Annotated in this window: 26 protein-coding genes and 1 tRNA gene; 14 read left to right on the forward strand and 13 right to left on the reverse strand. The window is 56.8% G+C overall.

Translation table 11 applies throughout. The features are described 5' to 3' along the window. The first annotated feature begins 119 nt into the window (after positions 1-119). Entirely contained in the window at positions 120-2,003 is a 1,884-nt protein-coding gene (locus tag A8B84_RS21020) for a hypothetical protein (RefSeq protein WP_064227058.1), read from the forward strand. Between the two features lie 119 nt (positions 2,004-2,122). Here the strand turns inward: A8B84_RS21020 and A8B84_RS21025 are convergent. Then, positions 2,123-2,209 (reverse strand) — tRNA-Leu (locus tag A8B84_RS21025). A 251-nt stretch (positions 2,210-2,460) separates the two neighbouring features. Here A8B84_RS21025 and rnr point away from each other — a divergent pair. The 8 genes from rnr to alr all read left to right on the forward strand — a co-directional run bounded on the left by rnr (position 2,461) and on the right by alr (position 10,782). Then, positions 2,461-5,034, forward strand: a complete 2,574-nt coding sequence (rnr, locus tag A8B84_RS21030) for a ribonuclease R (RefSeq protein WP_064227059.1) — start codon at positions 2,461-2,463, stop codon at positions 5,032-5,034. A gap of 15 nt (positions 5,035-5,049) precedes the next feature. Next, positions 5,050-5,787: a 23S rRNA (guanosine(2251)-2'-O)-methyltransferase RlmB gene (rlmB, locus tag A8B84_RS21035; protein ID WP_064227060.1), complete on the forward strand. Its 738-nt coding sequence runs from the start codon at positions 5,050-5,052 to the stop codon at positions 5,785-5,787. A 246-nt stretch (positions 5,788-6,033) separates the two neighbouring features. Further along, positions 6,034-6,450, forward strand: coding sequence for a 30S ribosomal protein S6 (gene rpsF, locus A8B84_RS21040; protein WP_008176389.1), 417 nt, complete (start codon positions 6,034-6,036; stop codon positions 6,448-6,450). Positions 6,451-6,475: 25 nt separating this feature from the next. Next, complete coding sequence (rpsR, locus tag A8B84_RS21045) at positions 6,476-6,706, forward strand: 30S ribosomal protein S18 (protein ID WP_007154918.1); 231 nt, start codon at positions 6,476-6,478, stop codon at positions 6,704-6,706. A gap of 26 nt (positions 6,707-6,732) precedes the next feature. Then, positions 6,733-7,599, forward strand: coding sequence for a hypothetical protein (locus A8B84_RS21050; protein ID WP_064227061.1), 867 nt, complete (start codon positions 6,733-6,735; stop codon positions 7,597-7,599). Positions 7,600-7,619: 20 nt separating this feature from the next. Further along, the gene (gene rplI, locus A8B84_RS21055; protein WP_064227062.1) at positions 7,620-8,066 is read left to right on the forward strand and encodes a 50S ribosomal protein L9; all 447 of its coding nucleotides are present in this window, start codon (positions 7,620-7,622) and stop codon (positions 8,064-8,066) included. A gap of 233 nt (positions 8,067-8,299) precedes the next feature. Beyond that, the gene (gene dnaB, locus A8B84_RS21060) at positions 8,300-9,706 is read left to right on the forward strand and encodes a replicative DNA helicase (protein ID WP_064227063.1); all 1,407 of its coding nucleotides are present in this window, start codon (positions 8,300-8,302) and stop codon (positions 9,704-9,706) included. Then, positions 9,706-10,782 carry an alanine racemase gene (gene alr, locus A8B84_RS21065; protein ID WP_064227064.1) on the forward strand — a complete coding sequence of 359 codons (1,077 nt, stop codon included), beginning with the start codon at positions 9,706-9,708 and terminating at the stop codon, positions 10,780-10,782. The genes dnaB and alr overlap by 1 nt, the downstream gene beginning before the upstream one ends. Positions 10,783-10,799: 17 nt before the next feature. On the opposite strand, the gene A8B84_RS21070 is transcribed toward alr, so the two are convergent. Continuing rightward, the gene (locus A8B84_RS21070) at positions 10,800-11,156 is read right to left on the reverse strand and encodes a hypothetical protein (RefSeq protein WP_008176372.1); all 357 of its coding nucleotides are present in this window, start codon (positions 11,154-11,156) and stop codon (positions 10,800-10,802) included. Positions 11,157-11,307: 151 nt separating this feature from the next. Here A8B84_RS21070 and A8B84_RS21075 point away from each other — a divergent pair, with 151 nt between their 5' ends. Further along, positions 11,308-12,186 carry an SDR family oxidoreductase gene (locus A8B84_RS21075; RefSeq protein WP_064227065.1) on the forward strand — a complete coding sequence of 293 codons (879 nt, stop codon included), beginning with the start codon at positions 11,308-11,310 and terminating at the stop codon, positions 12,184-12,186. 27 nt (positions 12,187-12,213) lie between these two features. On the opposite strand, the gene fnr is transcribed toward A8B84_RS21075, so the two are convergent. From fnr to ylqF, 3 genes are all read right to left on the reverse strand, one after another. Continuing rightward, positions 12,214-12,963, reverse strand: coding sequence for a fumarate/nitrate reduction transcriptional regulator Fnr (gene fnr, locus A8B84_RS21080; RefSeq protein ID WP_064227066.1), 750 nt, complete (start codon positions 12,961-12,963; stop codon positions 12,214-12,216). A gap of 139 nt (positions 12,964-13,102) precedes the next feature. Further along, the gene (gene fabB, locus A8B84_RS21085; RefSeq protein ID WP_064227067.1) at positions 13,103-14,311 is read right to left on the reverse strand and encodes a beta-ketoacyl-ACP synthase I; all 1,209 of its coding nucleotides are present in this window, start codon (positions 14,309-14,311) and stop codon (positions 13,103-13,105) included. A 121-nt stretch (positions 14,312-14,432) separates the two neighbouring features. After that, the gene (gene ylqF, locus A8B84_RS21090; RefSeq protein ID WP_064227068.1) at positions 14,433-15,302 is read right to left on the reverse strand and encodes a ribosome biogenesis GTPase YlqF; all 870 of its coding nucleotides are present in this window, start codon (positions 15,300-15,302) and stop codon (positions 14,433-14,435) included. Between the two features lie 242 nt (positions 15,303-15,544). On the opposite strand from ylqF, the gene A8B84_RS21095 reads away from it, so the two are divergent. Beyond that, positions 15,545-16,009, forward strand: coding sequence for a Spy/CpxP family protein refolding chaperone (locus A8B84_RS21095; RefSeq protein WP_227512624.1), 465 nt, complete (start codon positions 15,545-15,547; stop codon positions 16,007-16,009). A 126-nt stretch (positions 16,010-16,135) separates the two neighbouring features. Here the strand turns inward: A8B84_RS21095 and A8B84_RS21100 are convergent, their stop codons facing one another. From A8B84_RS21100 to A8B84_RS21125, 6 genes are all read right to left on the reverse strand, one after another. Further along, positions 16,136-18,640, reverse strand: coding sequence for an efflux RND transporter permease subunit (locus A8B84_RS21100; RefSeq protein WP_064227070.1), 2,505 nt, complete (start codon positions 18,638-18,640; stop codon positions 16,136-16,138). Between the two features lie 48 nt (positions 18,641-18,688). Then, positions 18,689-19,909: a methyl-accepting chemotaxis protein gene (locus A8B84_RS21105; protein ID WP_064227071.1), complete on the reverse strand. Its 1,221-nt coding sequence runs from the start codon at positions 19,907-19,909 to the stop codon at positions 18,689-18,691. An 8-nt stretch (positions 19,910-19,917) separates the two neighbouring features. Beyond that, positions 19,918-20,970 carry a lipoyl synthase gene (lipA, locus tag A8B84_RS21110; protein WP_014576159.1) on the reverse strand — a complete coding sequence of 351 codons (1,053 nt, stop codon included), beginning with the start codon at positions 20,968-20,970 and terminating at the stop codon, positions 19,918-19,920. A gap of 129 nt (positions 20,971-21,099) precedes the next feature. Continuing rightward, positions 21,100-22,377: an O-acetylhomoserine aminocarboxypropyltransferase/cysteine synthase family protein gene (locus A8B84_RS21115; RefSeq protein WP_008176355.1), complete on the reverse strand. Its 1,278-nt coding sequence runs from the start codon at positions 22,375-22,377 to the stop codon at positions 21,100-21,102. A gap of 129 nt (positions 22,378-22,506) precedes the next feature. Beyond that, positions 22,507-22,695 carry a hypothetical protein gene (locus tag A8B84_RS21940; RefSeq protein ID WP_227512625.1) on the reverse strand — a complete coding sequence of 63 codons (189 nt, stop codon included), beginning with the start codon at positions 22,693-22,695 and terminating at the stop codon, positions 22,507-22,509. An 81-nt stretch (positions 22,696-22,776) separates the two neighbouring features. Then, positions 22,777-23,211: a PACE efflux transporter gene (locus A8B84_RS21125; protein WP_064227072.1), complete on the reverse strand. Its 435-nt coding sequence runs from the start codon at positions 23,209-23,211 to the stop codon at positions 22,777-22,779. A gap of 194 nt (positions 23,212-23,405) precedes the next feature. On the opposite strand from A8B84_RS21125, the gene A8B84_RS21130 reads away from it, so the two are divergent. After that, a complete protein-coding gene (locus tag A8B84_RS21130) occupies positions 23,406-24,149 on the forward strand; it encodes a transporter substrate-binding domain-containing protein (protein WP_064227073.1) in 744 nt (247 codons plus the stop codon). A gap of 231 nt (positions 24,150-24,380) precedes the next feature. Then, on the forward strand, positions 24,381-25,076 hold the full coding sequence (locus A8B84_RS21135) for a transporter substrate-binding domain-containing protein (protein WP_064227074.1): 696 nt from the start codon (positions 24,381-24,383) through the stop codon (positions 25,074-25,076). Positions 25,077-25,488: 412 nt separating this feature from the next. Here the strand turns inward: A8B84_RS21135 and A8B84_RS21605 are convergent, their stop codons facing one another. Beyond that, positions 25,489-25,662, reverse strand: a complete 174-nt coding sequence (locus A8B84_RS21605) for a hypothetical protein (protein ID WP_161487077.1) — start codon at positions 25,660-25,662, stop codon at positions 25,489-25,491. A gap of 218 nt (positions 25,663-25,880) precedes the next feature. On the opposite strand from A8B84_RS21605, the gene A8B84_RS21140 reads away from it, so the two are divergent. Beyond that, a complete protein-coding gene (locus tag A8B84_RS21140; RefSeq protein WP_064227075.1) occupies positions 25,881-26,198 on the forward strand; it encodes a helix-turn-helix domain-containing protein in 318 nt (105 codons plus the stop codon). Here A8B84_RS21140 and A8B84_RS21145 read toward each other — a convergent pair whose 3' ends face one another. Further along, on the reverse strand, positions 26,199-26,474 hold the full coding sequence (locus A8B84_RS21145; protein ID WP_064227078.1) for a type II toxin-antitoxin system RelE/ParE family toxin: 276 nt from the start codon (positions 26,472-26,474) through the stop codon (positions 26,199-26,201). Between the last annotated feature and the right edge of the window lie 43 nt (positions 26,475-26,517).

Genomic DNA, 26,517 nt, shown 5'->3' on the forward strand with positions numbered 1-26,517 from the left:
CTGATCAGACGGGGCGCCAGTTACCAAACTTTACAAATTGCCAAACCTATCAAGGTCTCCGGCCATCACATCCCCTAAAGTAGCGGCACAACCTCTAACAAGGATAAACGGTTGCCGCGATGAAACGCCTCATTGGTCTCTCTGTTACTGCTTTCTCTCTCACCCTGGCCGGTTGCGGTGAGGAATCCGACCAGCTGCCCGTGGACGGGCGGGATTTCGATGGCGTGGAGTACAGTGAACCTGCACCCTATACCGGCAAGGTCATCGACGGATACCTCGAGAATGCTCGGGTGTGGCTGGATCTGGATGGTGACAGTCAGTTCACGCCGGGGCCCCTGGTTATAGAACTGGATAACGGCAGTGAAGTCACCCTTGCTTCGGGCGAACCCACTGCAGTGAGTGGTGCCGGCGGTCGTTTCGTAATGGATATTTCGGAGCTGGTTCTGGATCCTGCAGTGGGCCCGGACCTTGATCCAAGAGACTATTCGCTGCATGCCGTGGCCTTGCCGGGTAAAACACTTGAGGAAACTCGCAACGGTAACGTCCCGGTGGCCAGTGCCTATCTGATGTCGGCGCCTCCCGGTGTTCGCAATATCACGCCACTGACAACACTGGCCCGCTATCGGGGCATCGTCGGGCTGGGTTCGTTCCTGGAAACGCCTTCAGGCATCGCTGCCAGCCTGGCCGATCTGAATCTGGTGCGCGATTATATCCTCGCCCGGGACGAGCGCTCACACGCCTATGCCAGGGCATTGGCACGGTTCATGGCGAGCCAGATTCCAGCTGCCTATAACGACCTGCTGGCAGCGGGAGACAGTGACGGCACGGAGCGATTCCTGAGCAAGGAAGCGGCGTTTCTACTGGGTGTGTCTCTGGTACAGAATGCCGGCGATGTCATCGCCGTGGTTGATGCCGCCGCCCAGGGTGATTTTGCCAATGTCGACGTTGATGCCCTGACGCTGCCCGAAGTGGATGTGGAACTGAGCGACCCGGTGCTGCTGACCAGCCAGAAGGTCTACGCCGAGCCCGCCAATCAGGACACTCTGCCTGCCAGTCGCTCCGGCCTGCAGATCTCCGCCGAGCTGGCCTTCGATTACAGTGAGGGCGGGCGCCTGCTATCGGTCTCCGCGAACGGCTGTCTGGCACCCTCCATGCCGGAGCTGGCAAGACTGATCGGTGTGAATGGCTATATGGCGGACCTGCAAACCCAGTGGCTACCGTCCGCCGCGCTTTCGGATCAGAGCCGCTTGAATTTCGACGAGGAGGGCACGGATGAACGCCTGATTTTCGATTGGGACAACCGCCGCATTTACTTCGAGACCAGCACCACCTGCCATGTGCACAGGGGGATTTCGGCAGATTCAACGGAGCTGGGCGGCCCTCCAGAGGTTACCTACAGCTGGACGAGGGACAGTGGTGATCTCGTGGAATTGGTTGCAGAGATTCGTGACGGGGCAACCCGTACGCTGGTTCCGGAAACCGAAAATTCGTCGTCCGTGTTTCCCGGTTACCGGATTTCAGAGCAGGGCAGTGAGGTGGAAGCCGTAACGTTTTCCGCCGGTATCAACCGCTGTGACCCTCAGGAGGATGCCGCCGAAGCAAACCAGGTTGTAAACGGCGTTCAGGCGTACCAGTTTTCAGGCTATGAACCACAGCCAGAAGGCTTTACCGATCCGGTTCTTGAGTTCGATCGAAGGGGGTTTTCTGAAGATGAGCCGCCGTATCTGCGACTGTTGCGCTATGGATTCCTCGATCCGATTCGGCTCCAGCTGTCCCGGGTGACCGGTGATGGCAGTTTCGAATGGGCGATGAATTACCCTGCAGCTGACGGACCAGGCTTTGTTGCTGAACAACCGAATCTAATTCGCGATGCCTACCTTAAACCATACAATGCGGGTGGTGACTGTGGGCGCGAGTTCGAGGGTGTGCCCAATTCCGCTTATGCGCGGGTGGAGTATAGCTACCAGCGTTTGTCTGAGTATCTGGTTGGGTTGCTGCAATAGGCAATATTGCGCCCGATTTTTTTCTGGCTGCAGGCAAAGGAATTACAGAAATCGGCGATTATTCAAAGGGATCTGGAATTTGGCCGGCTAGCCAATTTGCCACTTCCTGAGGGAGGAAGTGGTGCCGAGGAGAGGACTTGAACCTCCACGGGGTTGCCCCCACTAGCACCTGAAGCTAGCGTGTCTACCAATTTCACCACCTCGGCAGGTGATTTGCAGAACTTTAGCTTGTTGAAAACTAAACGTTTCTGCCAGCGTTGAGGTGTGTCCCTCAACCGATGGCGCGTACTTTAATAATTCCGGCCTGGGCTGTCAAACATTTTTTCGCAAAAAGAATGGCAGGTATTTATGCCTATTCCGGGCAGGTTGATAGGCAGGAGCTGCATCCCAACGTTATACTCGTTGCAAACGAATCTAAACTGTGCCGCGTTGGCACAGCCTCAGGACAAGGATCCGAATGGTTTCCAGGAAGAAAAACGACCGGGATCCTCACGCCAGCCGTGAGGCCCAGAAATACGATAATCCTATTCAAAGCCGGGAATTTATCCTCTCGCACCTCAAGGAGCGCGGGGCGCCCGCAACACATGAAACATTGTGTTCAGAGCTTGGGCAGTCGTCAGAGGAGGGCATTGAGGCTCTTCGCAGGCGACTGATTGCCATGTGTCGGGATGGGCAACTGATCTGCAACCGGCGTGGCGCCTACCTCCCCATCGAAGAAGCTGATCTGGTTACCGGTCGGGTAATTGGCCACAAAGACGGTTTCGGCTTTCTGGTGCCGGATGATGGCGGTTCTGATCTGTTTCTCACCGCTCGGCAGATGCGCCAGGTGTTCCATGGTGATCGCGTGGCGGCACGGGTTGATCGGGTTGACGATCGCGGTCGACGCGAGGGCGTGATCGTTGAGGTTCTGGAATACCGGACCAGTCAGACGGTGGGACGCTTTTTCCAGGAAAGCGGTATCAGCTTCGTTGTTCCGGAAAACGCGAGGATCAACCATGAAGTTCTGATTCCCCAGGAAAATTGCGGCAATGCCCGCCATGGCCAGTACGTTGTGGTGGACATAGTTCGCCAGCCCACTGTGCGCACGCAGCCATTGGGCAAGGTTGTTGAGGTCCTTGGCGAACATATGGCACCGGGGATGGAAATTGACGTTGCCATCCGTTCCTATGACATTCCCCATAGCTGGCCGCCAGCTGTTGGTGAGCAGACGGCAGAAATTCCGGAAGAGGTCACAGAGAAAGACAAGGCCAACCGGAAGGATATCCGCAATCTCAGGCTGGTAACCATTGACGACGAAACGGCCCGTGATTTCGATGATGCCGTCTATTGCGAGCCAAGGCCCCGTGGCGGCTATCGCCTGCTGGTTGCGATTGCCGACGTTTCCCACTATGTCCGGCCGGGTACACCGCTGGATGAAGAGGCGGTAAACCGCAGTACGTCGGTTTATTTCCCGGATCACGTCGTGCCAATGCTGCCGGAAAAGCTGTCCAATGGCCTCTGTTCGCTGAACCCCGGGGTGGATCGTCTCTGCATGGTGGCCGATATGACCATCAGCGCCGCGGGTAACATCAGTAGTTATAGCTTCTATCAGGCGGTCATGTTCAGTCATGCGCGGCTTACCTACAACAAGGTAAGCACCATGTTGGAGCACCCGGACACCGAGCAGGGCTACAAGCTGTGTGAGCAATACGCCAATGTGCTCCCGCAGTTACACAATCTCTACGGCCTTTACCAGTTGCTGCGCAAGGCCCGTACCGAGCGTGGCGCAATCGATTTCGAAACCACCGAAACCAAGATCGTGTTTGACGCCGACCGGAAAATCGAAGAGATCGTTCCGGTGCAGCGCAACGATGCCCACAAGATCATCGAGGAATGCATGCTGTGCGCGAACGTTGCGACAGCGCGATTCCTGAAAAAACACAAACTCCCGGCACTTTACCGGGTGCACGATGGCCCTTCAGAAGAGCGGCTCAACGCGGTTCGGCTGTTCCTGGGTGAGTTGGGGCTGCAATTGGGTGGTGGCGATAACCCCACCTCTGCGGACTATCAGGAACTGCTGAATAGTATCAAGGACCGCTCGGATGCCAATGTGATCCAGACGGTGATGCTGCGTTCACTCAGCCAGGCGGTATACAGTCCTGAAGAGGGTGGCCATTTTGGCCTTGGTTATGCGGGTTATGCCCACTTCACGTCGCCGATCCGACGTTACCCGGATTTGATTAATCACAGGGCCATCAAATCGGTGATTCACGGAGGGCAGCCGTCCAAGGATGTGGTTCCGCCTCCGAAGCCGGATCCCGAGCTTTCCGAGTATCCCTACGATTTGGCCCGGATGGAGCAGCTGGGTGAGCATACATCCATGGCGGAGCGGCGTGCCGATGACGCCACCCGGGATGTCATGGCCTGGCTGAAGTGTGAGTACCTGAGTGATCATGTCGGTGAGGACTATGATGGCGTGATTGCTTCAGTGGTGCCCTTTGGCTTCTTCGTTGAGCTCTCGGGAGTCTACATAGAGGGATTGGTGCACGTGTCGACGCTGAGCGGCGACTTCTTCCATCACGATTCAGCCAAACATCGTCTCATCGGTGAACGCACGGCAATGAGTTTCCGGCTTGGTGATGAGGTCCGGGTGAAGGTTGTTCGGGTCGGTATGGAAGACCGGAAGATAGACCTGGAACTGATCAGCGAGCCGGTTCACCGGCAGGCAGATCGTGACGCTCTCAAGGTTCCTGATAAAGGGGAGAGAGGAAAGGGAAAACGCGGCCCTGGCAAGGGTGGCAAGCCCTCCGGCAGAACCAGGCCTGGCCAGAAAGGCGCGTCACCCGGCGAGTCTGGCCCGAAGCGCCCGAGGAAACGCCCGGCTTCGCAGAAGAAAAAGGCGGGCCCCGAGACGTTTGATGACGATGAAACACCCTCTGCCAGGGACGAACTGGTAGCTAGAGCTGCAAAGCTTGCCCTGAAGAAAGGCAAAAAAGGCAGTGCCGCTGGCAAAGGCGATAAGAAAGCCAAGCCGCGCAAATCAGGCAAGTAACAGGAAGCAGAATCAGTGTCCGGAGAATTTGTGTTTGGCTGGCACGCGGTTGAGGCTGTCCTCAAGCGCGAGCCAGAACGTTTACAGCAGGTCTGGATTCAGACCGGCAGGCAGGATAAGCGGGTCAAGAGCATTACCGATGCCCTGGATAGCCTGGGTGTGCGTTGGAAAGTTGTGCATCGTAAAGAGCTCGACGAGCGCGTGTCCGGAGTGCATCAGGGGATTGTCGCGGCCGTCAGTGAGAGCCGGGAGTGGACGGAAGACGATCTGCTGGCGCAGCTGGCGGGCAGTGACAAGCCGCCGTTTCTGCTTGTACTGGATGGCGTGACCGATCCCCATAATCTTGGCGCCTGCATGCGCACCGCCGATGCCGTGGGAATTCAGGCGGTCATTGTCCCCAAGGACAAGTCCGCTTCGCTGACCCCGGTTGCCCGCAAGGTTGCCTGTGGTGCTGCCGAGACTGTGCCCTTTGTGCGGGTTACCAATCTCGCCCGCTTTCTGCGTAGTTTGCAGGATCAGGGGGTCTGGCTGATCGGCACCGCCGGTGAGGCGGACGCAACGCTCTACCAGGCCGATTTCAAGGGCCCGGTGGCCCTGGTGATGGGGGCGGAAGGCAAGGGCATGCGCCGGTTGACCCGGGAGCACTGTGACCAGCTGATCAATATCCCCATGCTCGGCCACGTGGATAGCCTCAACGTATCCGTGGCTACGGGTGTTTGCCTATACGAAGCCCTGCGTCAACGGCTTGGTTAACCCTTGCACACAGGGCATTCCCCGCCTAGAATACGTGACCCCTTTTCCAAGGGGTGGTTTTGTATTGCCTGAATGCAGGCAATACGGGGCCAAGCTTTTGATCAAGCCTTTCTTGTAAAGCCTTATTGATAAAGCAAAAAGAAACCGGCAGCAGAATGCTGTCAACTCCTTGCTTTCATGTTTGTCGGTCGCGGGTTCAAAGCCGTGCCGGTAAAAAGGAAGCTGTTTAAACCGTAGGGAGAACTCATGCGTCACTACGAAATCGTTTTTATGGTACATCCGGATCAGAGCGAGCAGGTGCCCGCGATGATCGAGCGTTATACCGGCGTCATCACTGAAGATGGCGGCAAGGTACATCGCCTGGAAGATTGGGGCCGTCGTCACCTGGCATACCCGATCAACAAGATTCACAAGGCTCACTACGTACTGATGAACGTTGAATGTTCACAGGCCGCGATGGACGAGCTGACTCACAACTTCCGTTTCAACGATGCAATCATCCGCGACATGATCCTGCGCCGTGATGGTGCGGATACAGACCTGTCCCCGATGAAAGCTTCCGAGTCCCGTGAAGACCGTCGTGGCGGCGATGATCGCCCGCGTCGTTCAGCCGAATCTGACGAGCCACGTCAGCGTGCTGAAACCCAGGACGAAGAAGAGTAATTAACCGGAGTTGAGGAGTTAAGTTATGGCTCGTTTTTTCAGACGTCGTAAGTTCTGCCGCTTCACGGCAGAGGGTGTTAAGGAGATCGATTACAAAGATCTGGACACCCTGAAAGGCTACATCACTGAAACCGGCAAAATCGTGCCCAGCCGCATCACCGGCACCAAAGCACGTTATCAGCGTCAGCTGGCTACCGCTATCAAGCGTGCCCGCTACCTGGCACTGCTGCCGTACTCGGACAGCCACGATAACTAAGTAACAGAAACACAGGACTTGGGACCATGCGTGCACTTGCACAGTATGTAATGCGCGGTCCCCTCCAGGCCGGCGGGGTAGCAGCAGTCACAACTGCCGTACCCTTGTTGTTCTGGATTGGCGCAGCCGTTGTCGGCCTGGTAATCCTGAGGCTCGGCATCAGTCAGGGGCTCAATATCGGGCTCTGGGCATTACTTCCGGCGCTTGGCTGGAGCATTTTCGGGCAGGACCCGACTGCTCTGGCTGTGTTGCTCCAGGTTATGCTCATGGCGTCACTGATCAGAACCACGCTGTCCTGGGAAAAAGCTCTGCTTGCGGGAAGTTTTCTCGCAATCGTCACAGGCCTGATGTTGCCTGTGGTCTACCCGGGGTTACTGGATGATCTGGTCCAGGCCGGGGTGAGTTTTTACCAACAGTACAATGCCGAAATTGCGAAGAGTCTCGGCGATGACCTCGATAGGGTTATCCGGGACACGATGAACGCGAGCATGGCAGGCACCTACCTGGCAACGGGTGTGGGCATGACCATGCTGGCGCGGGCCTGGCAGGCGGGGCTTTATAACCCCGGTGGATTCCGCAAGGAATTTCATGGTCTGCGCCTTTCACCGCCAATTGCGGTGTTGTGTGCGGTGACCATGGTGGTTGGTCCGTTCCTCGGACTGAACTCCATGCTGCTGGCCTGGGCTGCGGGAACGCCGCTGTTCCTCGCCAGCCTGGCACTTGTGCACGGTGTTGTTGGTTTGAAAAAGCTCAGTGGGAACTGGCTGGCGATGTTCTATGTCGCACTGGTCCTTTTGGGCCCAAGTCTGATGATTCTGTTAGTGGTTCTGGCTTTTGTGGATAGCTGGCTGGATATCCGGAGGCGTATAAGCCCTGCCGGGCCGGCTGAATAAAGCACGAAGAGGTTAACGAGATGGAAGTTATTCTGCTCGAGAAAGTTGCAAACCTTGGCTCCCTGGGTGACAAGGTAAAGGTTAAGGCCGGTTACGGTCGTAATTTCCTGCTTCCTTATGGCAAGGCTGTGCCTGCCACAGAAGCAAATCTGAAGGCGTTCGAAGAGCGTCGTGCAGAGCTTGAGAAAGCAGCTGCTGAGAAGCTGTCTGCCGCCCAGGCTCGCGCCGAGGCTCTCGAGGGTGCTGCTTTCACCATCAGCTCCAAAGCTGGTGAAGAAGGCAAGCTGTTCGGCTCTATCGGTGTGCGCGACATTGCTGACGCGATCACTGCCGGTGGTACCGAAGTCGAGAAGAGCGAAGTTCGTCTGCCGGAAGGCCCGATCCGGGTGACTGGCGAGTACGAGATCGAGCTTCAGCTGCACTCCGACGTTGAAGTAACGGTCAAGCTGGCGGTGGTTGCCGAGTAAGCCGTTTTCTCTGAAAACGGCGTCGGGGTTTTCCCGGCTCTGGTAATGCGCTGGTGGCCGTCGCTGCCTCTTCTGAGGCCGAGCGATGGCCAACCTGACAGGCCCGAACCGCATCTCGCGGCTTTCGGGCCTGTTGCTTTCTGGTATGCTGTTAAGTCCCTGTAACCCTCTCCCATTGCTGCGGCAGGTCGCTTAAACTGTCGTGGTTACGATGTCCAACTGAAGATGTGTTCATGGCCAAGCCCAATCTGAAGCCCGCGAGTACTGATCTCGAAACCAGTCGTATCAAGGTGCCTCCCCATTCTGTGGAAGCAGAGCAGGCGGTATTGGGCGGCCTGATGCTCGACAACCGCCGGTTCGACGAGATCTCGGAAGTGATTTCGGCCGCCGATTTCTATCGACAGGATCACCGCCTGATCTTTGGCGCAGTGGAGCGCCTCGCTGGTGAGAGCGAGCCGCTGGATGTTGTCACCCTGGCCGAATTCCTGGAGCGCGCCGGCGATATTGAAGATGCCGGTGGCTTGTCTTATCTGGCGGAATTGGCCGAGAAAACCCCCGGTGCCGCAAACATCCGCGCCTATGCCGATATCGTCCGCGAGCGCTCCATTTTGCGACAGCTGGTGGAGGTGTCCGGCAAGATTTCCGATTCGGCCTTCAACCCGCTCGGCCGGAACAGTAATGAAATTCTCGACGAAGCCGAGCGTAGTGTATTCCAGATTGCCGAGGCGCGGGTCAAGGAAGGTTCCGGCCCCCAGGCCATTAACCCCATTCTGGCCAAGACCCTGAGCCGGATTGAGGAACTGTTTGAGTCGGGTGAGCAGACCACCGGCCTGACGACGGGCTTCAAGGATCTCGACGAGCAGACCTCGGGCATGCAGCCTTCGGATCTGATCATTGTGGCGGGTCGCCCCTCCATGGGTAAGACGACCTTCGCCATGAACATCGTTGAAAATGCCCTGATCAGTACCGGCACGCCGGTTCTGGTGTTCAGTATGGAAATGCCAGCGGATGCCCTCGCCATGCGTATGCTGTCGTCGCTCGGGCGCATCGACCAGACCAAGGTCCGTGGCGGCAAGCTGGAAGAGGATGACTGGCCCCGGCTGACTTCAGCGGTGAGCCTGCTCAAGGACAAACCGCTTTATATCGACGATACGCCGGGCCTGAGCCCCACCGAAATGCGCTCCCGTGCCCGGCGTATTGCCCGGGAGAACGATGGCAAGATCGGCCTGATCATGGTCGACTACCTGCAGCTCATGCGGGTGCCCGGAAACACCGAAGGCCGTACGGCCGAAATTTCGGAAATCTCCCGGTCCCTCAAGGGGATTGCCAAAGAACTCAGCTGCCCGGTGGTGGCGCTGTCCCAGCTCAACCGGAGTCTCGAGCAGCGGCCCAACAAGCGCCCGGTTAATTCGGATCTGCGGGAATCGGGCGCCATCGAGCAGGACGCCGACGTGATCATGTTCGTGTATCGGGATGAGGTCTATAACGAGGATACCCCCGATAAGGGCATTGCCGAGATCATTATTGGTAAGCAGCGGAACGGCCCCATTGGCACTATCCGCCTGGCATTTATCGGCAAGTACACGAAATTCGAGGATCTGGCCCACGGTGACTACAGCGATTATGGCGGGGAGTATTGATGCCCCGCAGCACTGTTGCCCGGATTGATCTCGACGCCCTTCGCCGGAACTTCCAGACTGCCCTGAATCGGGCCGGCGGGGCGCAGGTGATGGCGGTGGTCAAGGCCGATGGCTATGGCCACGGTATCGGGCCGGTGGCCTCGGCCCTTGACGGCCTGGCACCAAAATTCGCGGTGGCATGCCTGGAAGAGGCTCGGGCCATTCGGGAAACCGGCCTGGTGCAGCCGGTGGTTCTGCTGCAGGGGGTGCACGCCGACGCGGATATCGAGGAGTGCGCCCAACAGGGGTTTGAGCCGGTTTTTCACAGTTTCCAGCAGCTGTCGTGGCTGGAGCGCCTTGAAGCACGACCGGCGTTCTGGCTGAAAGTGAACAGCGGCATGAACCGCCTGGGCTTTCACCCGGACGAGCTGGCCGGAGTCATGGGCAAGCTCGAGGCCATTAGTGCTGACAAGGGGCTGCTGGGCTTTGTGACCCACTTCGCCTGTGCCGACGATCCTGAGAGCGCCATGACGGCGCAGCAGACATCGGTGTTTGAGCAGGCCACCTCTGCTTTCCCGGGGCTGATGAAGAGCGTTGCCAACTCGGCCGCCCACTTTCATCCGGACCAGCCGATGTTTGACTGGAGCCGCCCGGGAATCATGCTGTATGGCGGTTCGCCAATGGTAGGCAAGACCGGCCCGGAGCTTGGTCTGGAGCCGGTGATGTCGCTGGAAGCGCCATTGATCAGCACCCGTATGGTGCCAGCGGGAGAGTCTGTTGGTTACGGCGCCAGCTGGGTTGCCGACCGGGACACCCGAATGGGCATGGTGGCGATTGGTTATGGCGATGGTTACCCCCGGCATGCCGGCACCAACACCCCCGCGGCCATCAATGGCCAGCGAATCCGGCTCATCGGCCGGGTATCCATGGATATGCTGGCCGTTGACCTCACCGGTGCGCCGGACGCGAAGGAGGGCGACAGTGTCGAGCTCTGGGGGCGCACCGTGGGGGTTGACGAGGTGGCCGCCTGCGCCGGCACCATTTCCTACGAGCTTATGACCGGCATTACCGGGCGGGTGCCACGGCAATACCGGTAACATAGCGGGGTGCTTTGTCAGCCCTGTTCAGGTTCGTGAATGATTTCCTCGATAAAGTCGAGAATGGCAGCCAGGCTGCGGTCGTCCAGCTTTTTGAGCACTTTGTGCACGACCATCTTGCTGCCTTTGAGCATGCTGCTGATGCCCATTTTGGCCATGCCCATCATCATGTTGCTGGCATGCAGACGGCGAAGCGGCTCCAGGAAAAAGAAGTCCAGACCTTCTTCGGTCATGTCCACGATCAGGTTGAAGAGCTTGTCGATGGCTTCCTTGTCGGCCTTGCCCCGTTCGCGCAGTTCGCCGACGGTATACAGGGCCCGGGTTCGCAACTCATCGGGAATCGGCGCCACAATGTGGCTCTGTTGTTTCAGCATGAGAGTTCCTGTTGTTGTATGCTCTTGAAAGAAATAGCAAAGCATTAAGTTCAGACTGCATCACAGTGTATGGACCGGAATGGATAAGCCATTGGCCAGACCGGTTCCGAAATACCGTCACATCAGTGATATCCGGAGGCATTGAATCCTCGTGCATGTACTTGTTGTTCACGATTACGGCCCCTTGGGGAAGGTTTTGCTGGAGCGGCTGCGGGAAACTCACCTGCACGTCAGCCCATTGCTTGTCAGCGACCCCTCCAATGCGGATCTCGATGCGCTGGAAAACTGGATTCCCGAAGATACCGACCTGATTGTAAACGCACTCTGGATGGCCGATCCGGAGACTGCCGAGAAAGACCCTGAGGGCGCTCATATGGCAGCGTTCTCTTTGCCGGTAGCCATGGCCGAGTTCGCCCGTGATCGTGGCATGGCGCTGCTCCAGCTCTCCTCCTGCTACGTGTTTGATGGCCGAAAGCAGAGTGGGTATATAACATCGAACCCGGGGCAGCCGGTAAACGAGCTGGGTAACTGGCAATGGGAATGCGAGCAAGCCCTGCGCACCCTGCTGCCCAGACACATCATCCTGCGGACCGGCTGGAGCCTGGCACGGTTCATACGAAAAGTTCAGGCCAGTACCGCTGCCGGTGAGGTACTGTCATTGCCAGGGCGCTGCCGCGGCCAGCCTGTGGCGGTTCGGGACCTGGCCCGGGTGATTGAAGCGGTGGTTCTTCAGCTGGACTGCGGAGCAGAGGTGTGGGGTACCTACCAGTACGCCGGTGCCGAGGAAATCAATTTATACGAGCTGGGCCTGGCGATTGCCGGTCTTCCCGGGATTCCCGAAGGTATCCGGGTGGTGGATGAGGTGCCGCAGTGGGGGCATCTGGAGCCGGTCAATACCACGCTGATCTGCACCAAGATCCGCAATACGTTCGGCATCAAGCAGATGCCATGGCGCTCCGGCCTGGTGGATGAGCTGACCATGCTGAAAAAGAACAACGGCAGGGAAGTGGAGAGTGAGCCCGCCGGTTAACGACAACGGCGGGCACTAAACAGTTTCTCAGTTATTGCACTGGCGGGAGAATTCCCGGCTGACCATCTGCAGGCCTTCAATATCCAGAAGTTCGACTTCCCGGCCGCGGGCCTTGATGATGCCCTGGTTCTGGAAGCGCGTGAATACCCGGCTCACCGTTTCAACGGCGAGACCCAGGAAGTTGGCGATATCGTTACGGGCCATGGGCAGGCTGAAGTTGGTCGGCGACATCCTGCGACGCTGGAACCGGCTGGAAAGCGACAACAACAATGCGGCAATGCGCTCTTCAGCGGTGTTCTTGCTCAGCAACATGGCCAGTTGATGGCTGTTCTGGATCTCCTGGCTCATCAGGTGATACATGTGATGCTGAAGCTCCGGCAGTTTGCCAGTCAGTTCCTCCAGTTTGTCGATCGGAAACTCACACACGCTGGTCCGTTCCAGAGCTTTGGCGGTGCACGCATAGTGTTCACTGCCAATGCTATCCAGGCCCACCAGTTCACCGGGCATGAAAAAGCCGGTGACCTGCTCCTCACCGCTTTCAGTGATAATCGACGTCTTGATGGACCCGCTTTTCACCGCAAAGCATGAGCGGTAGGGCGTACTCTGGTCGAAGATATGTTCGCCGCGGTTGAAGATACGCCCCTGCTGGACAATGTCTTCCAGCCGGTCGAGATCGTTTTCTTCAATCGCCAGTGGCAAGCACAGGTTACTCAGACTGCACTGGTGGCAGGAGGCCTTCAGGGGAGAAGCCTGACGAAACGGAATTGCTTGGGCCATACGTGATAATCCGTCCGATTTGATCCATATCAAGTGTGTACCTTAATACGGATGACTGTCTTTGCCAATAATCAAGCATAACGATATCAGAATATATTTTAAGCAAATAAGGGCCCGTGGGCCCTTATCACTTTTACGCTCAAAGCTTCTCGAAAACCAGCGATGCGTTGGTCCCACCAAACCCGAAGCTGTTGGACATGACGGTGTTTAGCGCCCCGTCGCGACTTTTCGGGCCCACCAGCGGAAGATCGCTGATTTTCTCATCTGGATCATTTAGATTTTTGGTACCGGCAATGAAGCCATTCTGCAGCATCAGCAGCGAATAGATCGCCTCCTGAACACCTGCGGCACCCAGGGAGTGGCCAGTCAGCGATTTGGTAGAGGAAATGGCGGGAATGTCGGAACCAAAGGTTGCGCGCACCGCGCCCATCTCTGCAACGTCGCCAACGGGGGTGCTGGTGCCGTGGGCGTTGATATAGTCAATCTTGCCCCGGATAGTGGCCATGGCCTGCTTCATGCAGCGTTGGGCACCTTCGCCCGAAGGCGCGACCATGTCGTAGCCGTCCGAAGTGGCGCCGTAGCCGGTGAGCTCAGCAATGATGTTGGCGCCGCGTTTTCTGGCGTGCTCCAGCTCTTCCAGAACCATCATGCCGCCACCACCGGCAATCACGAAACCGTCCCGGCCGGCATCGAAGGGGCGGGAGGCCGTTTCAGGGGCATCGTTGTACTTGGTGGACAGCGCTCCCATGGCATCGAACATCATGGTCAGGCTCCAGTCCTCTTCCTCACCGCCGCCGGCGAACACGATGTCCTGCTTGCCAGCCTGGATCTGCTCCATGGCGTGGCCGATGCAGTGGGCACTTGTGGCGCAGGCCGAAGACATGGAGTAGTTCACCCCCCGGATCTTGTAAGCAGTGGCCAGGCAGGCGGAAACGGTGCTGGTCATGATTCGGGGGACCATGTAGGGCCCGATGCGCTTCACGCCTTTCTCGCGCATGATATCGGTGGCTTCCACCTGGCTCGAACAGGAAGCGCCACCGGAGCCGGCGATCAGGCCGGTGCGGTCGTTGGAGATCATGTCCTCGGTTAGCCCCGCCTGGGCAATGGCCTGCTCCATGGACAGAAAACTGTACATGGCGGATGGCCCCATGAAACGACGGATCTTGCGGTCAATAACGGATGTGTCCACATCCACAGAGCCTGCAATCTGGCTGCGGAAGCCCATTTCCTTGTAGGTTTCATTGAAACGGATGCCCGATTTTCCGTTCTTCAGGCTCTGGGTGACCTCGTCCAGTGAGTTGCCGAGGCAGGAAACAATGCCCATGCCGGTGACGACGACGCGTCTCATAAGTTCCTCCTTACCGATCGGCCGATATGGCCGACCTTGCGATCAATAACGTTATTTAACAGTCTAGGCGCTTTGGCCCGGATACGATATTTGACCTTGGTAAGGGGAGCTCAGGAGGCGCTCAGTTCGCCGCCTCCTCGGCGGCCCGGGCTTCGCGTTCAACCATTTCCGGGGTTTCCAGGGAAATGCGTCCCAGCTTGCCCGACCGGAATTCGTTGAGTAGTACCTCCGAAACCTTGTGCAGGTCCGGAACACCACCACGCCCGAAAAATCGGCGTTTCGCGGCAATGCCGTCCATCAGCGCCAGGGCATCTTTCGGCAGCTCCTCAAAGCCATAGCGGGCCTGCACAAGCTCCGGGTAGGCTTCCAGAAGGTACTCGGCCTCGAACATGGCCACATCCTCAAAGTCCAGAACCGCGCTTCGAATCGCCCCGGTAACCGCCAGACGGTAACCGCAGGCTTCGGGGGACAGCTTAGGCCAGAGAAAGCCGGGGGTGTCGTAGAGCAGAATGTTATTAGGCAGCTTGATGGCCTGCTGGGCCCTGGTCACGGCCGGCTCGTTCCCGGTTTTGGCCGCAGGTCGTCCTGCCAGTGTGTTGATCAGTGTGGATTTGCCGACATTTGGAATGCCGAGAATCATCACCCGCAACGCACTCTTCTGGCGATCATGATCTGGCGTTAATTCCTCGGCCAGCTTGAGGATGGACAGGGCCTCACTGCGCTGGTTGTGGGTAAGAGTGATGGCGCGTACCCCACGCTCTTTCTCAAGCCAGGCTCGCCACTGCTCGGTGATCTCTGGATCCGCCAGGTCGCGCTTGTTCAATACCTTGATCAGTGGCGTTTCGCCACGAAGGGCCGGCACCAGCGGATTTTCGCTACTGAAGGGAATGCGCGCATCAACCACTTCAATGATGAGATCCATCTGTGGCATGACTTTCTTGATCTCCTTGCGGGCCTTGTGCATATGCCCTGGAAACCAGTTGATGGCCATCGTATCTGCTCCGGATTGGGTTAAACGGCGCCATTATGAAGGGGAATGACCAAACTTTCACATTTGTTTGAATCCCCGTGTGTGGCGGCTTGTGGCGGGGGATACTGAGAAGTATGTACAAAAAGAGGGCTGATCGGGGTGAAAAACCGTATCCGTATGTTTTAGGGTGTAGTCCCTGAACGATGAAACCAATGTATGTCGGTGGTATTCAGATTGTGGCCACCCTGTTAACGGAGACATTTATGAAGCTTGTAAAACTGTTTGGTACTGCCTTGGTCGCCCTGAGCCTTTCGGTCCCGGCCGTGGCCCAGCAATCCGGCGGCCAGCCTGATCAGGTTGACCAGCTGGCACAGATGGTAGGGCTGACCGAAGATCAGCAAACTGAAATCCGTGCCATCATCGACGAGATGCAAGGCGAAATCGGTGAGCTTCGTCAGGAAGCCCGTGCGCTGCAGCAGCAGATGCAGGGTGAGATCAAATCAGACTTTGATGAAGCCGCTATTCGCGAGCAGGCCGAAGAACTGGGCGATGTGACTGGCGAGATCGCGGCTCTGTCCACTCTGATGCAGGCGAAGGTCGACAGCGTGTTTACCCAGGAGCAGCGCGACGAGTTGGACAAGCGTATGCAGCAGATGCAACAGCAAATGCAGCAGCGTCGTCAGATGCAACAGCAGATGCAGCAGGGGCAAGGTCAGGGCATGCAGTGATCCTGCTTTCCCTCTAGCTGGATTTGAGAAGGGCCGCATCTTTTGGTGTGGCCCTTTTTTTGTGCCCCTAGCCTGCTGGTTTGGCGGGAGGAACAGGGGTGTGGAGCCACCCCCGAAACCGAAAGGCTAGGAGCCCAAGCCCGAAGCCCCACCCAAGCCAAAGGGCTTAACCAGAACAATCAGCCGGGGAAGCAAGGTAAGAGCCCCAACCAGAGCCATGAACATGGCAAACCCCGTAAACAACCCGAAGTAGATGGTCGGGATGAAGTTGGACAGCACCAGTATCGAGAACCCGGAGATGATGGTCAGCGAGGTAAAGAACATGGCTTGGCCGATGCTCCGGTGGCAGCGGTGCATGGTGGCGATGTAGTCGCCGTCTTTCTGGAATTCGGTTTTGAAGCGGTGGATGTAGTGGATGGTGTCGTCCACGGCAATGCCCACGGTGATGGCCGCCACGGTGATGGTCATCATATCCAGCGGGATTCCGAGCCAGCCCATCAGACCGAGCACGGAGCCGGCGGCGATCAGGTTGGGGGCGATGCCGATCAGGGCCAGTTTCAGGGAACGGAACAGGATCAGGAACATTACCATGATGGCGGCGAAGACCACGCCGATGGTCTTGATCTGGGAATCGAACAGACTTTGCAGCATGTTGTTGTACATCACGGTCATGCCGGCAAAGAGCACCTGATCCTCCGAGTAGCCCAGTTCCGTGGTCAGGTGATTATGGATGCGGTTCAGCAGCTCCTGTCGACGCAGTTCCGGCATGGTTTCCAGGATCCGGATGCTAAATCTCGCCTGGTCGTGTTCCTCAGATATATAGGGCGTCAGCAGGGTGTCCTGCAGGTCATCGGGCACCGCAGCGGGAACAAACGCCAGCTCGAGGGCATCCAGGGGCTCGCCCTGGTTGATCCTGGCGAGGATATCCAGCGTGGTGTTGATCGACAGCACCTTGCCGGTTTCCGGTAATCCGTCCAGGTACTTGTGCACGGCTTCCAGTTCTTCCATTTTCTGGTAGGTGTACCAGGTATCCCGGTATTCCTCGTCGGCACCGCAGTCCTCCACGAACGGGTCGCAGTCACTGGCAAACGGGTCGCCGCCGCTCGCGCCTTCCGGTGGCGGATCGTCGGTGATGACCACGTCCAGGGGCGTGGTGCCGCCCAGGCGGTTGTCGATGGTGATCATGCCCTGATGGATTTCGGTGGACGATTTGAAATAGTCGATGAAGCTGTTTTCCACCGTCAACTTGCTCAGGCCGATAACGCAGAGCACCGCAATCACTCCGGATCCGACCAGAACCGTCTTGCCGAAGTGTTCCGTGAACCTGGCAAAGGCATCGGTGAAGGGAATCCGGTCAGAGGTTACCCGGCTATCCAGTGGTGGTGGCAGGAGGGTCAGCAGGGCCGGGAATATGACGAAGGTAATAAGGAAAGCCACTGTCAGGCCCAGGGTCATCATCCAGCCGAAATCGATGACAGGGCGAATGCCGCTGAAGGTGAGTGAGCCGAAGGCGACGATGGTGGTGATGGCCATGTAGAAGCAGGGCTTGATCATCGCCATCACGGTGTTGCGCAAGGTATCTCTCGGGCTGGCCTCAGGATCGTCGTGTTGGAATTCCCGGTAGCGCACGATCAAGTGGATGGTGAGCGACAGGGTCATGATCAGCAGCAGGGAGATAAAGTTGGAGGAGATGACCGTCACCGGCCACTGGGCCCAGCCCAGAAAGCCAATCATCAGCCAGACCGTGAAGCCGCAGCACAATAGTGGCACCAGCACCCAGCGCCACTGCCGGAAAATGATGGCTAAAGTCAGCAGCAGAAACGCGAGCACGCCGAGCCCGAAGGTCGACAGGTCGTTTTCGATAAAACGGATCATGTCCGCCACAATCATGGGCACGCCGCCCAGATGGATTTCGGCATCATCCCGGTAGTTGTCCAGGATGGAGCGAACGGTGCGGATGGTGGCATCGCGCTCTACACCGAGGGTTTCGGTAAAGTCGATGAATTCCTGTTTTACCTGTTCCAGTTCTGCCAGCTCGGCTTCGGAGGCTTCACCGGCGTCGGCCTTGTCTCGCAGATCGTTGCGCTTTCTCAGCAGCTCAAAATAACGATCCGGCGTTGGTAGATTGACCTGTATCGCCGTGGTGCGACCGTCTTCACTGATCAGCAGGTTGGGGTAGAGCGGATTGTTCAGCAGCGCCTGGCGGGCGGTATCTGGAGCCACATCGTGTTCGTCCAGGGTCTTGATCTCGCTGTCCACGGTATCCAGTGTCAGATCCGGGCTGTGGAGCAGGGGTACGTTCAGGATGCTGTTGGTGGTGCCTACCGCTTCCAGGTTTTGCAGTTCATCACGCAACGCGCCCAACCTGGCCAGGCCATCTTCAGAGAACAGCTCGCCTTCGGGTGTATAGGTGACGATCAGGAACTCGTCGGAGGTAGTGAAGCGGCGGTTTACCTGGCGGTACTGTTCAAGGGAGCGGTCGTTTTCCAGCACCAGGGACTCGGCGGAAGCATCCAGCCGGAATTCGCCAAACTTGAAGGCGGCGAGGGCCAGTAACAGGGCAAAGGCCGCGAGGATAATAAAGGGATGCGGAAAAATCAGGCGGTCATACAGGGTGCGAAGACGATTCATGAACAACTACTCTGCCAGTTCAAACGAGTGCAGAGTGTGCCATAAACCTCAGTGAACCGTGACCTTTGACGAGGCTTCTTCCAGGGAATCGATCAGCTTTTTCAGGCGGCGACTCATATCTGCGCTCTCAGCAAGTTGGGTCACCATGTTCTGGGTGGTCTCGCGAATGCCCTGGACGTTGGCCAGCACGTCGTCGGTCCCGGCGGTCTGTTCTGCAGAAACGTTGGCGATTTCCTGGTTGGTATGATCGATCCGGCTGACCACTTCATTGATGGCTTCCAGGGCACGGCGGCCTTCTTCGGATTCCTCGACGCAGCGGGTGGCATCCTCGGAGCTGCCGGTCATCTGATTTACGGCGGTGTTGATGGCGCTTAGGAGCCGATCAATGGTGCCCTGAATCTGATCGGTGGAGTCCTGGACCCGCTGGGCCAGTTTACGCACTTCATCGGCCACCACGGCAAACCCTCGGCCTTGTTCGCCGGCTCGGGCCGCCTCGATGGCCGCGTTCAGGGCCAGCAGATTGGTCTGTTCGGCAATACCCCGGATCTCGGTAATGGCGTGGCTGATTTCATGGCTGTTTTCGGCCAGGGCTTCGACGCTGCTGGCGGAATTGCGCACCACGTCGGCAAGCTTGCGGATGCTGTCGGCGCTCTGGCCGACACGGGTGCTGCCGTCGCGAGCCGCATCGCTGGCTTCGTGGGACAGGGTCTTGGCGATTCCGGCCTGTTCGGCAATGCCGGTAAAGCTTTGCAGCATGGTTTCGATGACTTCCGCCGACCGGTCTGCGCCCTGTTGTTGGCGGCCCAAGTCATCCCGGCGGGCTTCGGCGGCCGCGGTCAGTTCCTCGACTTCCCGGTGCAGCCGTTCTGTGGCTTCCTTCATGCTTCGGACCACGCCCACGGTGCGGTCCTGCATGGCATTGAAGGCGCTGGCCATTTCGCCGATTTCGTCCGTGGAGTCCACCACCGCCCTCTGGCTCAGATTGCCCGATGCCTGAACGTCGACCATGGTGTCTTTCAGGCGGTTCACGTGGCGTTCGATAAACGAGATCAGCAGCTGGGACCCGGCCATCTCGAGCACCATGAGTATTGCCACAACCAGCGCGAATCCGGGTGCCGTATCAGCGAAGACCTCGTTGAACGACCGGCCGGTCTGCCCGGCAATCGTGTTCATGGCATAGAGAACGAGCAAGCAGAGAACTGCAAAAACGACAATGTTCAGCAACCAGAATTTGTACTTCAGCCGGGCATTTCGCAGCAGTGTCAGCATGTATGTTCTCAGTCGATGGCCTTCACCGGAATCTGCATGGCATTGGAGGCTTGGGGAACCTCGGGCACGGCGAGACCCAGATTGTTTTTATCGAAGACTTTGTCAGCCCGGTAGCTGGAGCGGACCATGGGGCCGGATGGCACTTCCATGAAGCCCTTCTCCAGGCCGATTTCCCGGTAACGGTTGAACTCTTCGGGGGTGACGTAGCGTTCTACCGGCAAGTGGTTCGGAGTAGGCCGCAGGTACTGGCCCAGAGTCAGGATATCCACACCGATGGCGCGCAGATCGTCCATGGTTTCCAGGATTTCCTCTTCGGTTTCGCCCAGCCCCAGCATCAGGCTGGTCTTGGTAAGCACGTCCGGACGGTGCTTCTTGGCGTGCTCCAGGACCCGGAGGGTTTTTTCATACCCGGCACGCGGATCACGAACCCGACTGGTCAGCCGCTTGACGGTTTCCACGTTCTGGGCAAAGACATCCAGCCCGGAATCCACCACCTTCTCAACGTCCGCCATCACCGCATCAAAATCCGGCGTCAGCGCCTCAACGGCGACTTCCGGCGTGCGCTGTTTGATGGCAGAGACACAAGCGGCATAGTGGGCAGCGCCGCCGTCGTCCAGGTCATCACGGTCTACCGAGGTAAGCACGATATAACGAAGGCCCATCAGCTCTACGGACTTGGCCGTGTTCTCCGGCTCTTCATGATCGAGCCAGCCTTTCGGGTTGCCGGTGTCCACCGCGCAGAATTTGCAGGCCCGGGTACACACAGACCCCATCACCATGATGGTGGCCGTGCCGGCGGTCCAGCACTCACCGATATTGGGGCAATGAGATTCCTGGCAAACGGTGCTCAACCGGTGCTCACTGACGTTCTTGCGCACCGCCTCATAGCGCTCGCCCCCGGGCATGCGTGCCCGGAGCCATTTAGGCTTCGGCTCTCGCTTTTCCGCTGTTGTGGCTTCCTGCTTCGATGACCGCTTGACGCCATCCTTGATGGCCGAGAAGCCATGCTCATTGCGGAATTTGGAACCACTGGTAATGCGGGTTTTTGCGCTTTCGCTCATTGCAACCGGACTCTCGATTCGGGCATGGGGAACACTAAAGAGTAATGGCCTGGCGGGGGAGTTACAAGACAGATAGGGGCAATCACGAGGGTGCCGGGCACGACATTGGTCGTACCCGGTTGACCGCTATCAGGCCTGGGCTTTGTCCAGGGCCTGGGTAATGTCGGCAATGATGTCGTCGACATGCTCGATACCGATGGACAGCCGCACCAGATCCTCGCTCACACCGGCGCTCTTCAGCTCTTCCGGGTTGAGCTGGCGGTGGGTGGTGGTCGCCGGGTGGCAGGCCAGGGACTTGGCGTCACCGATGTTCACCAGACGCAGGATCAATTCCAGGGCATCGATGAACTTTGCCCCGGCTTCCCGGCCCCCCTTGATGCCGAAGCTCAGGATGCCGGACGCTTTCCCGCCGGAAATCTTCTCGCAGGTCGCCTTGTACGGGCTGTTGGCCAGGGTCGCGTAGTTGACCCATTCAACAGACGGGTGCTCCTGCAGGAAGTTCGCGACTTTCTCGGCGTTCTCGCAATGACGTTCCATGCGCAGCGCCAGGGTTTCCAGACCCTGCATGATCAGGAACGCATTGAACGGAGCAAGGGCGGCACCGGTGTTGCGCAGCGGAACCACTCGGCAGCGGCCGATGAAGGCAGCAGGGCCCAGGGCGTCTGTGTAGACCACGCCGTGGTAGGACGGATCCGGTTCGTTCAGCATCGGGAACTTGTCAGCACTGGCTTTCCAGTCGAACTTTCCGGAATCCACGACAACGCCTGCGACGGTGGTGCCGTGGCCACCGATGTACTTGGTGAGCGAGTGAATCACGATATCGGCGCCGTGCTCGATCGGGCGGCACAGGAACGGCGTGGCAACCGTGTTGTCCACCATCAGCGGGATGCCGTGTTTGTGCGCAATTTCGGCCCAGCGCTGGATATCGACCACGTTGCCCGCCGGGTTGCCGATGGACTCGCAGAACAGGGCGCGGGTGTTCTCATCAATAGCCTTTTCCACGGCATCGAAATCGTCATGGCGAACCATCTTGCACTCAATGCCCTGGTTCGGCAGCGAGTGCGCGAACAGGTTGTAGGTGCCGCCGTAAAGCTGACTGGTGCTGACAATGTTGTTACCCACCTTGCAGATGGTCTGCAGGGCGTAGGTGATGGCAGCCATGCCAGAGGCCACGGCCAGGGCGCCAACACCGCCTTCCAGTTCTGCCATCCGCTCTTCCAGAACCGCGTTGGTCGGGTTCATGATGCGGGTGTAGATGTTGCCCTGAACCTTCAGATCAAACAGATCGGCACCGTGCTGGGTGTCGTCAAAGGTGTAGGACGTGGTCTGGTAAATCGGCGTGGTTGCCGCCCGGGTAGTGGGATCGCTTTTGAAGCCTGCGTGCAGCGCGAGGGTTTCCGGTTTCATGTCAACGGTCCTTGCTGGTGTGTTGTTCTTTGTGGGTTTCAGCCCGTGAGTATGCCACAGAGTTTGTTGTGAGAGGATCGTTGCAGCCTGGTTGAAAGAGAAACGGATTGAGGCGAAGCGTATGAGGCGCTAGTCGTCGCGCTGCCTCTTTTCAGCCTTGAGATAGTCGCTGATGGATGGATAAAAGAATATTCCCAGGCAGGCCCAGAAAACGCTGATCGACAGGATAGCCGCCTTCACGCTCGCGCCAGCGAACCCAAGGGCAATGGGAACCAGAACAACGGCCAGGAACACCGTGAGTGCATGGCGGGATTTCATAATGCGATACAGCCTTAAAAACGCATTCGGGAGAAGTCTCTATCCTATCCGACTCCTGGCCCCAGGATTGTCAAAGTTTGTTTAAGTGACGTTGGATTTCTTGGCGCCCGTGTCAGGAAATATGGTGTCGTAGCACCAGGTGAATACGAACGCATACACCAGGTAGAACACCACGAACGCCACATCCACAATCAAAGCCTCCAGCAGACCGATACCCATCCACCAGGCAATAATCGGCAGGAGAATCAACATCAGACCAAGCTCGAAGCTCACCGCATGAAGGAACCGGATTCGGATTGATTTACGGGTTGAACCAGTAAAGTGGTTCAGTCCGTGATCGAACCCCAGGTTGAACACGTAGTTCCAGACGGTTGCGATGGTGGCGCCCACCACACCGAGAACTCCTGTTTTTCCCATATCGAACCCGAATGTCATGGCTGCGAGGGGAACGGAAAGAAGCAGGCCGATAACCTCAAAGGAAATAGCCTGGCGAACTCTGTCTTTGGTTGATCTCATAGCAAGTCTTGTACGAAGGCGGGTCGTCCCGCGTTCACTGCCCGGAAAGGGTGGGGTCGTCCCCAGGAACTGGATGCGAAATTGATTTTAACAACTATATTCAGGGTGAGTTGGTCATAACGATGACAGGTTGACCCGTATTGTTTTACTGCTCGTACAGCACGTAAGGACTAACGTGTCTTGGAGGTGATTTCATGGATAGGCTACTTCCGTTCAGGCTTGCTTCGATTATAACTATTTTGCTCGCCTCGACCGTATCCTTCGCTTCGTCGAAAGATCCATACACTATAGGGGTTTTCGAGGGCATCGAGCGTGAAATTGCAGTCTCCGACGGTGAGCTGGTTGGCCGCTTCTCTCCTTATTACCGGTGCGTTTTCAACCGTGTTGAGGGTGACTTCAGGTTTCTGGAAATGCCGCTCGCGCAGATGCTTTATCGACTCAAGAAAGGTGGAATAGCCGCCGGACTACCGCTGGTGCAAACTTCCGATAGGGATGAGTATGCCGACTTTGGCGGTCTGTTGTTCCAGACAGAGTATGTCTATCTTCTGATCGAGGATCTCCCACCATTAGATAGTCTGACAGGTCTTCGGTTCGCATTTGTCCGCAAGTTCGTTGGTGACAAGCTTTTGAGAGGTGAGGACCCTCAGGTTATTGATGTGTCTGATTGGGCGCAGGCTGTTGAACTGCTCAAACGAGGACGTGTGGATGTTGTAGTTCTGCCATGGGTGCTCATCGACACCTACATGGCGGGTTATGACAATCCATACTTTGACAGGACGGCCGCCTGGGTAGATCTGTCCATGTATATTTCCCATCGCGTGGATGACAGTGATTTGACGCAAGATCTCAGGGAGGCAATAAGAGAATGCCGGTTCATTGCCGAGCAGAATCAGGGGGGATGGGATATTCCTCAGAGAAGCCGTGATTCAAAGAACTGACTACGCCATTTTGAAAGTCTCGCCATCGGAGAGGTGACCTGGTCAGGTTGTCTCCAGTGGTTGATCTCGCCTCTTAATCCCGATCAATGTAAAAAATTGTGTAAGTTTTAATCATGAGTGCTTATTCAAAATGATTCTCATCTATAGTGTGATTGTTAACAATTCTCTATAAGCTCTGTTCCTTATTTCACCAATGGAAGGCTTGTTTTGCGCTGAGTGGGAGTTCGGTCTTTGATTCCAAGTCGTTTTATTCCAATTCTTTTCGTGTTCCTCTGTTTTTCAGATTTGTCGTTTGCAGAAAATATAATTCGGGTTGGCATCAGCGAAGGGGTTTCTGGACTGGTGGATCATTCCGAGGGTCATCTGAGCGGCTCCCTGTCCTCGCTTTACACGTGTGTCTTTGAGACCTCGGGTCTGGAACCTCAATATGTTTCTATACCTTTGAAGAGAGGTCTGTATTACCTGGAAAGGGGGCACCTGGATGCTTTGCTACCTTTGGCAAGGACGCCCGATCGTGATGAGTCCCTGGTATTTGCAGGTGAGTTGATTCGTGCCGAATATGCCTATGTCTCTTTTAAGCCCCTGCCTGAGGTTTCGGGCAACACGAGTCTGCGCTTTGGCATTGTGAGAGGCTTTGTGGGCCACTTATTCATCCCTGAATCGGCTTCATTGATCGAAGAGGTGACCAGCTGGTCACAACTGGTTCCGATGCTAGAGCGTGGAAGGGTGGACGCTTCCGTCATTCCCTCGATACTGGTAGACGATGTGCTGGGAGAGCGAGCTAAAGAAGCGGTTATTCAAAAGGCTGGAGAGCTTTCTGCCTCAATGTATATTTCACCGCGCCATGAACTGACCAATGTGTCCTTTCGGATCATGCACGCCGTTGAGGCCTGTCGCTCAGAGAACGGAATGTTATCCAGCCGCTAAATGTTATCCAGCCGCTAAATGTTATCCAGCCGCTAGAGGGTGCTTTGAAGGGCAAGTTGTCTCGCTGTAGTCAATTTGTAGTCAACCAACAGAAAGGGTCACGACTTGCGTCGCAACCCTTTGAATCTTGGTAGCAAGGGGCGGAGTACTCGGGCCTGCGGCCCTCACCCTTCGGGCCTGCGGCCCTCACCCTTCGGGCCGTCGTCGCGTTGCTCCGACGTTCCTCCGCACGCGCTGCGTGCTCCGGTCGAACCGCCGACCCCAGCACCATGAGACCTGTGTGAGGAATACATTTAAGGACACAGGCGTTCAAAATCAGCTGCTTGCGTGTTCTGTCCAGCCGTTAACGGGCATTAAGGTACACGGCGGTAGGCAAGGGGGCAACCGACATTATGAGTACATCCGGCGGTGTTCAACGCTTATTGGCTCCCAGCTTGTTGGCAACCTCCTTATGGGTAGGATCGGCTGAAGTCCTCACGGTGGCCAGTTGATCAATCAGTGTGAACTCATCCTTTAGTGCGTCGTACTCCTTCCGGACCTCGGGGTTTTCCAGTGCTTTCTTCTTGAATTCGTTAAAGCTCTTCATTTCCTGACCTCCTTCAACTGCTCTTTCCCGAGTTCGGGTCTGTCTTCGGTGTCCTCTGACTCTCAACAAACGCCTGAAGATGTACGTATGAGTTTGCAATTGGGCAATGTCACCCTTGCTAATTATCTAAAATTTTATATACTGATGATTGTTAACCGGCTGATCACCAATTTTATTCATTACCTGGTTAACAAGCACTGAGAAATCTGGAGGTTTCCATGGCACTGAAATTCTACGAAAGCCCGTTCCACGTTACTCACTCAGAGGACGTTGCCAGCAAAATGGCTATGAAAATGGACCTCTCAATCATGCTGACTTCTCTGATCAAAGAGAAAGGCTGGTCTCAGGTGGAAGCTGCTGAAAAACTAGATGTTACACAATCCAGGGTTTCTGATCTGATGAATTCGAAGATCGAGAAGTTCACAGTGGATGCCATGTTCGACATGTTAGATGCCCTGGGCTTCAAAGCGAAAATGACCATGCCGTCGATTCACGAGGCATCCATCTGCATCAAAGACAGCCAAGTGGCTGCCTGATCATTTCGAGTTTCTTACCTCTGCGAGCAGTTCCTTCAGGCGCTGCTCGGCAACTCTCATCCCTTTTTTATCTCTTCCCTGGGCCGTCTTCTCGAATGAATGCAGGACGACCACAGCGTCCATATATTTGGTTACGTATACGCACCTATAGGCGGGGCTTCCGTTAATGATCAGTTCCGTAACGCCGGCGCCAATTCCGTTGAGGTGTTTAATCGCCAGGACAGGGTCTTGACCAAATTGAATTCGTCTCAGATCCTTTCCGAAATCATCCTGGATGTGTAACCATCCCCTAAAATCGGTGCATGCGTAATTAGAGTTC

The organism is Marinobacter sp. EhC06, from assembly GCF_001650915.1.
GTDB lineage: Bacteria > Pseudomonadota > Gammaproteobacteria > Pseudomonadales > Oleiphilaceae > Marinobacter.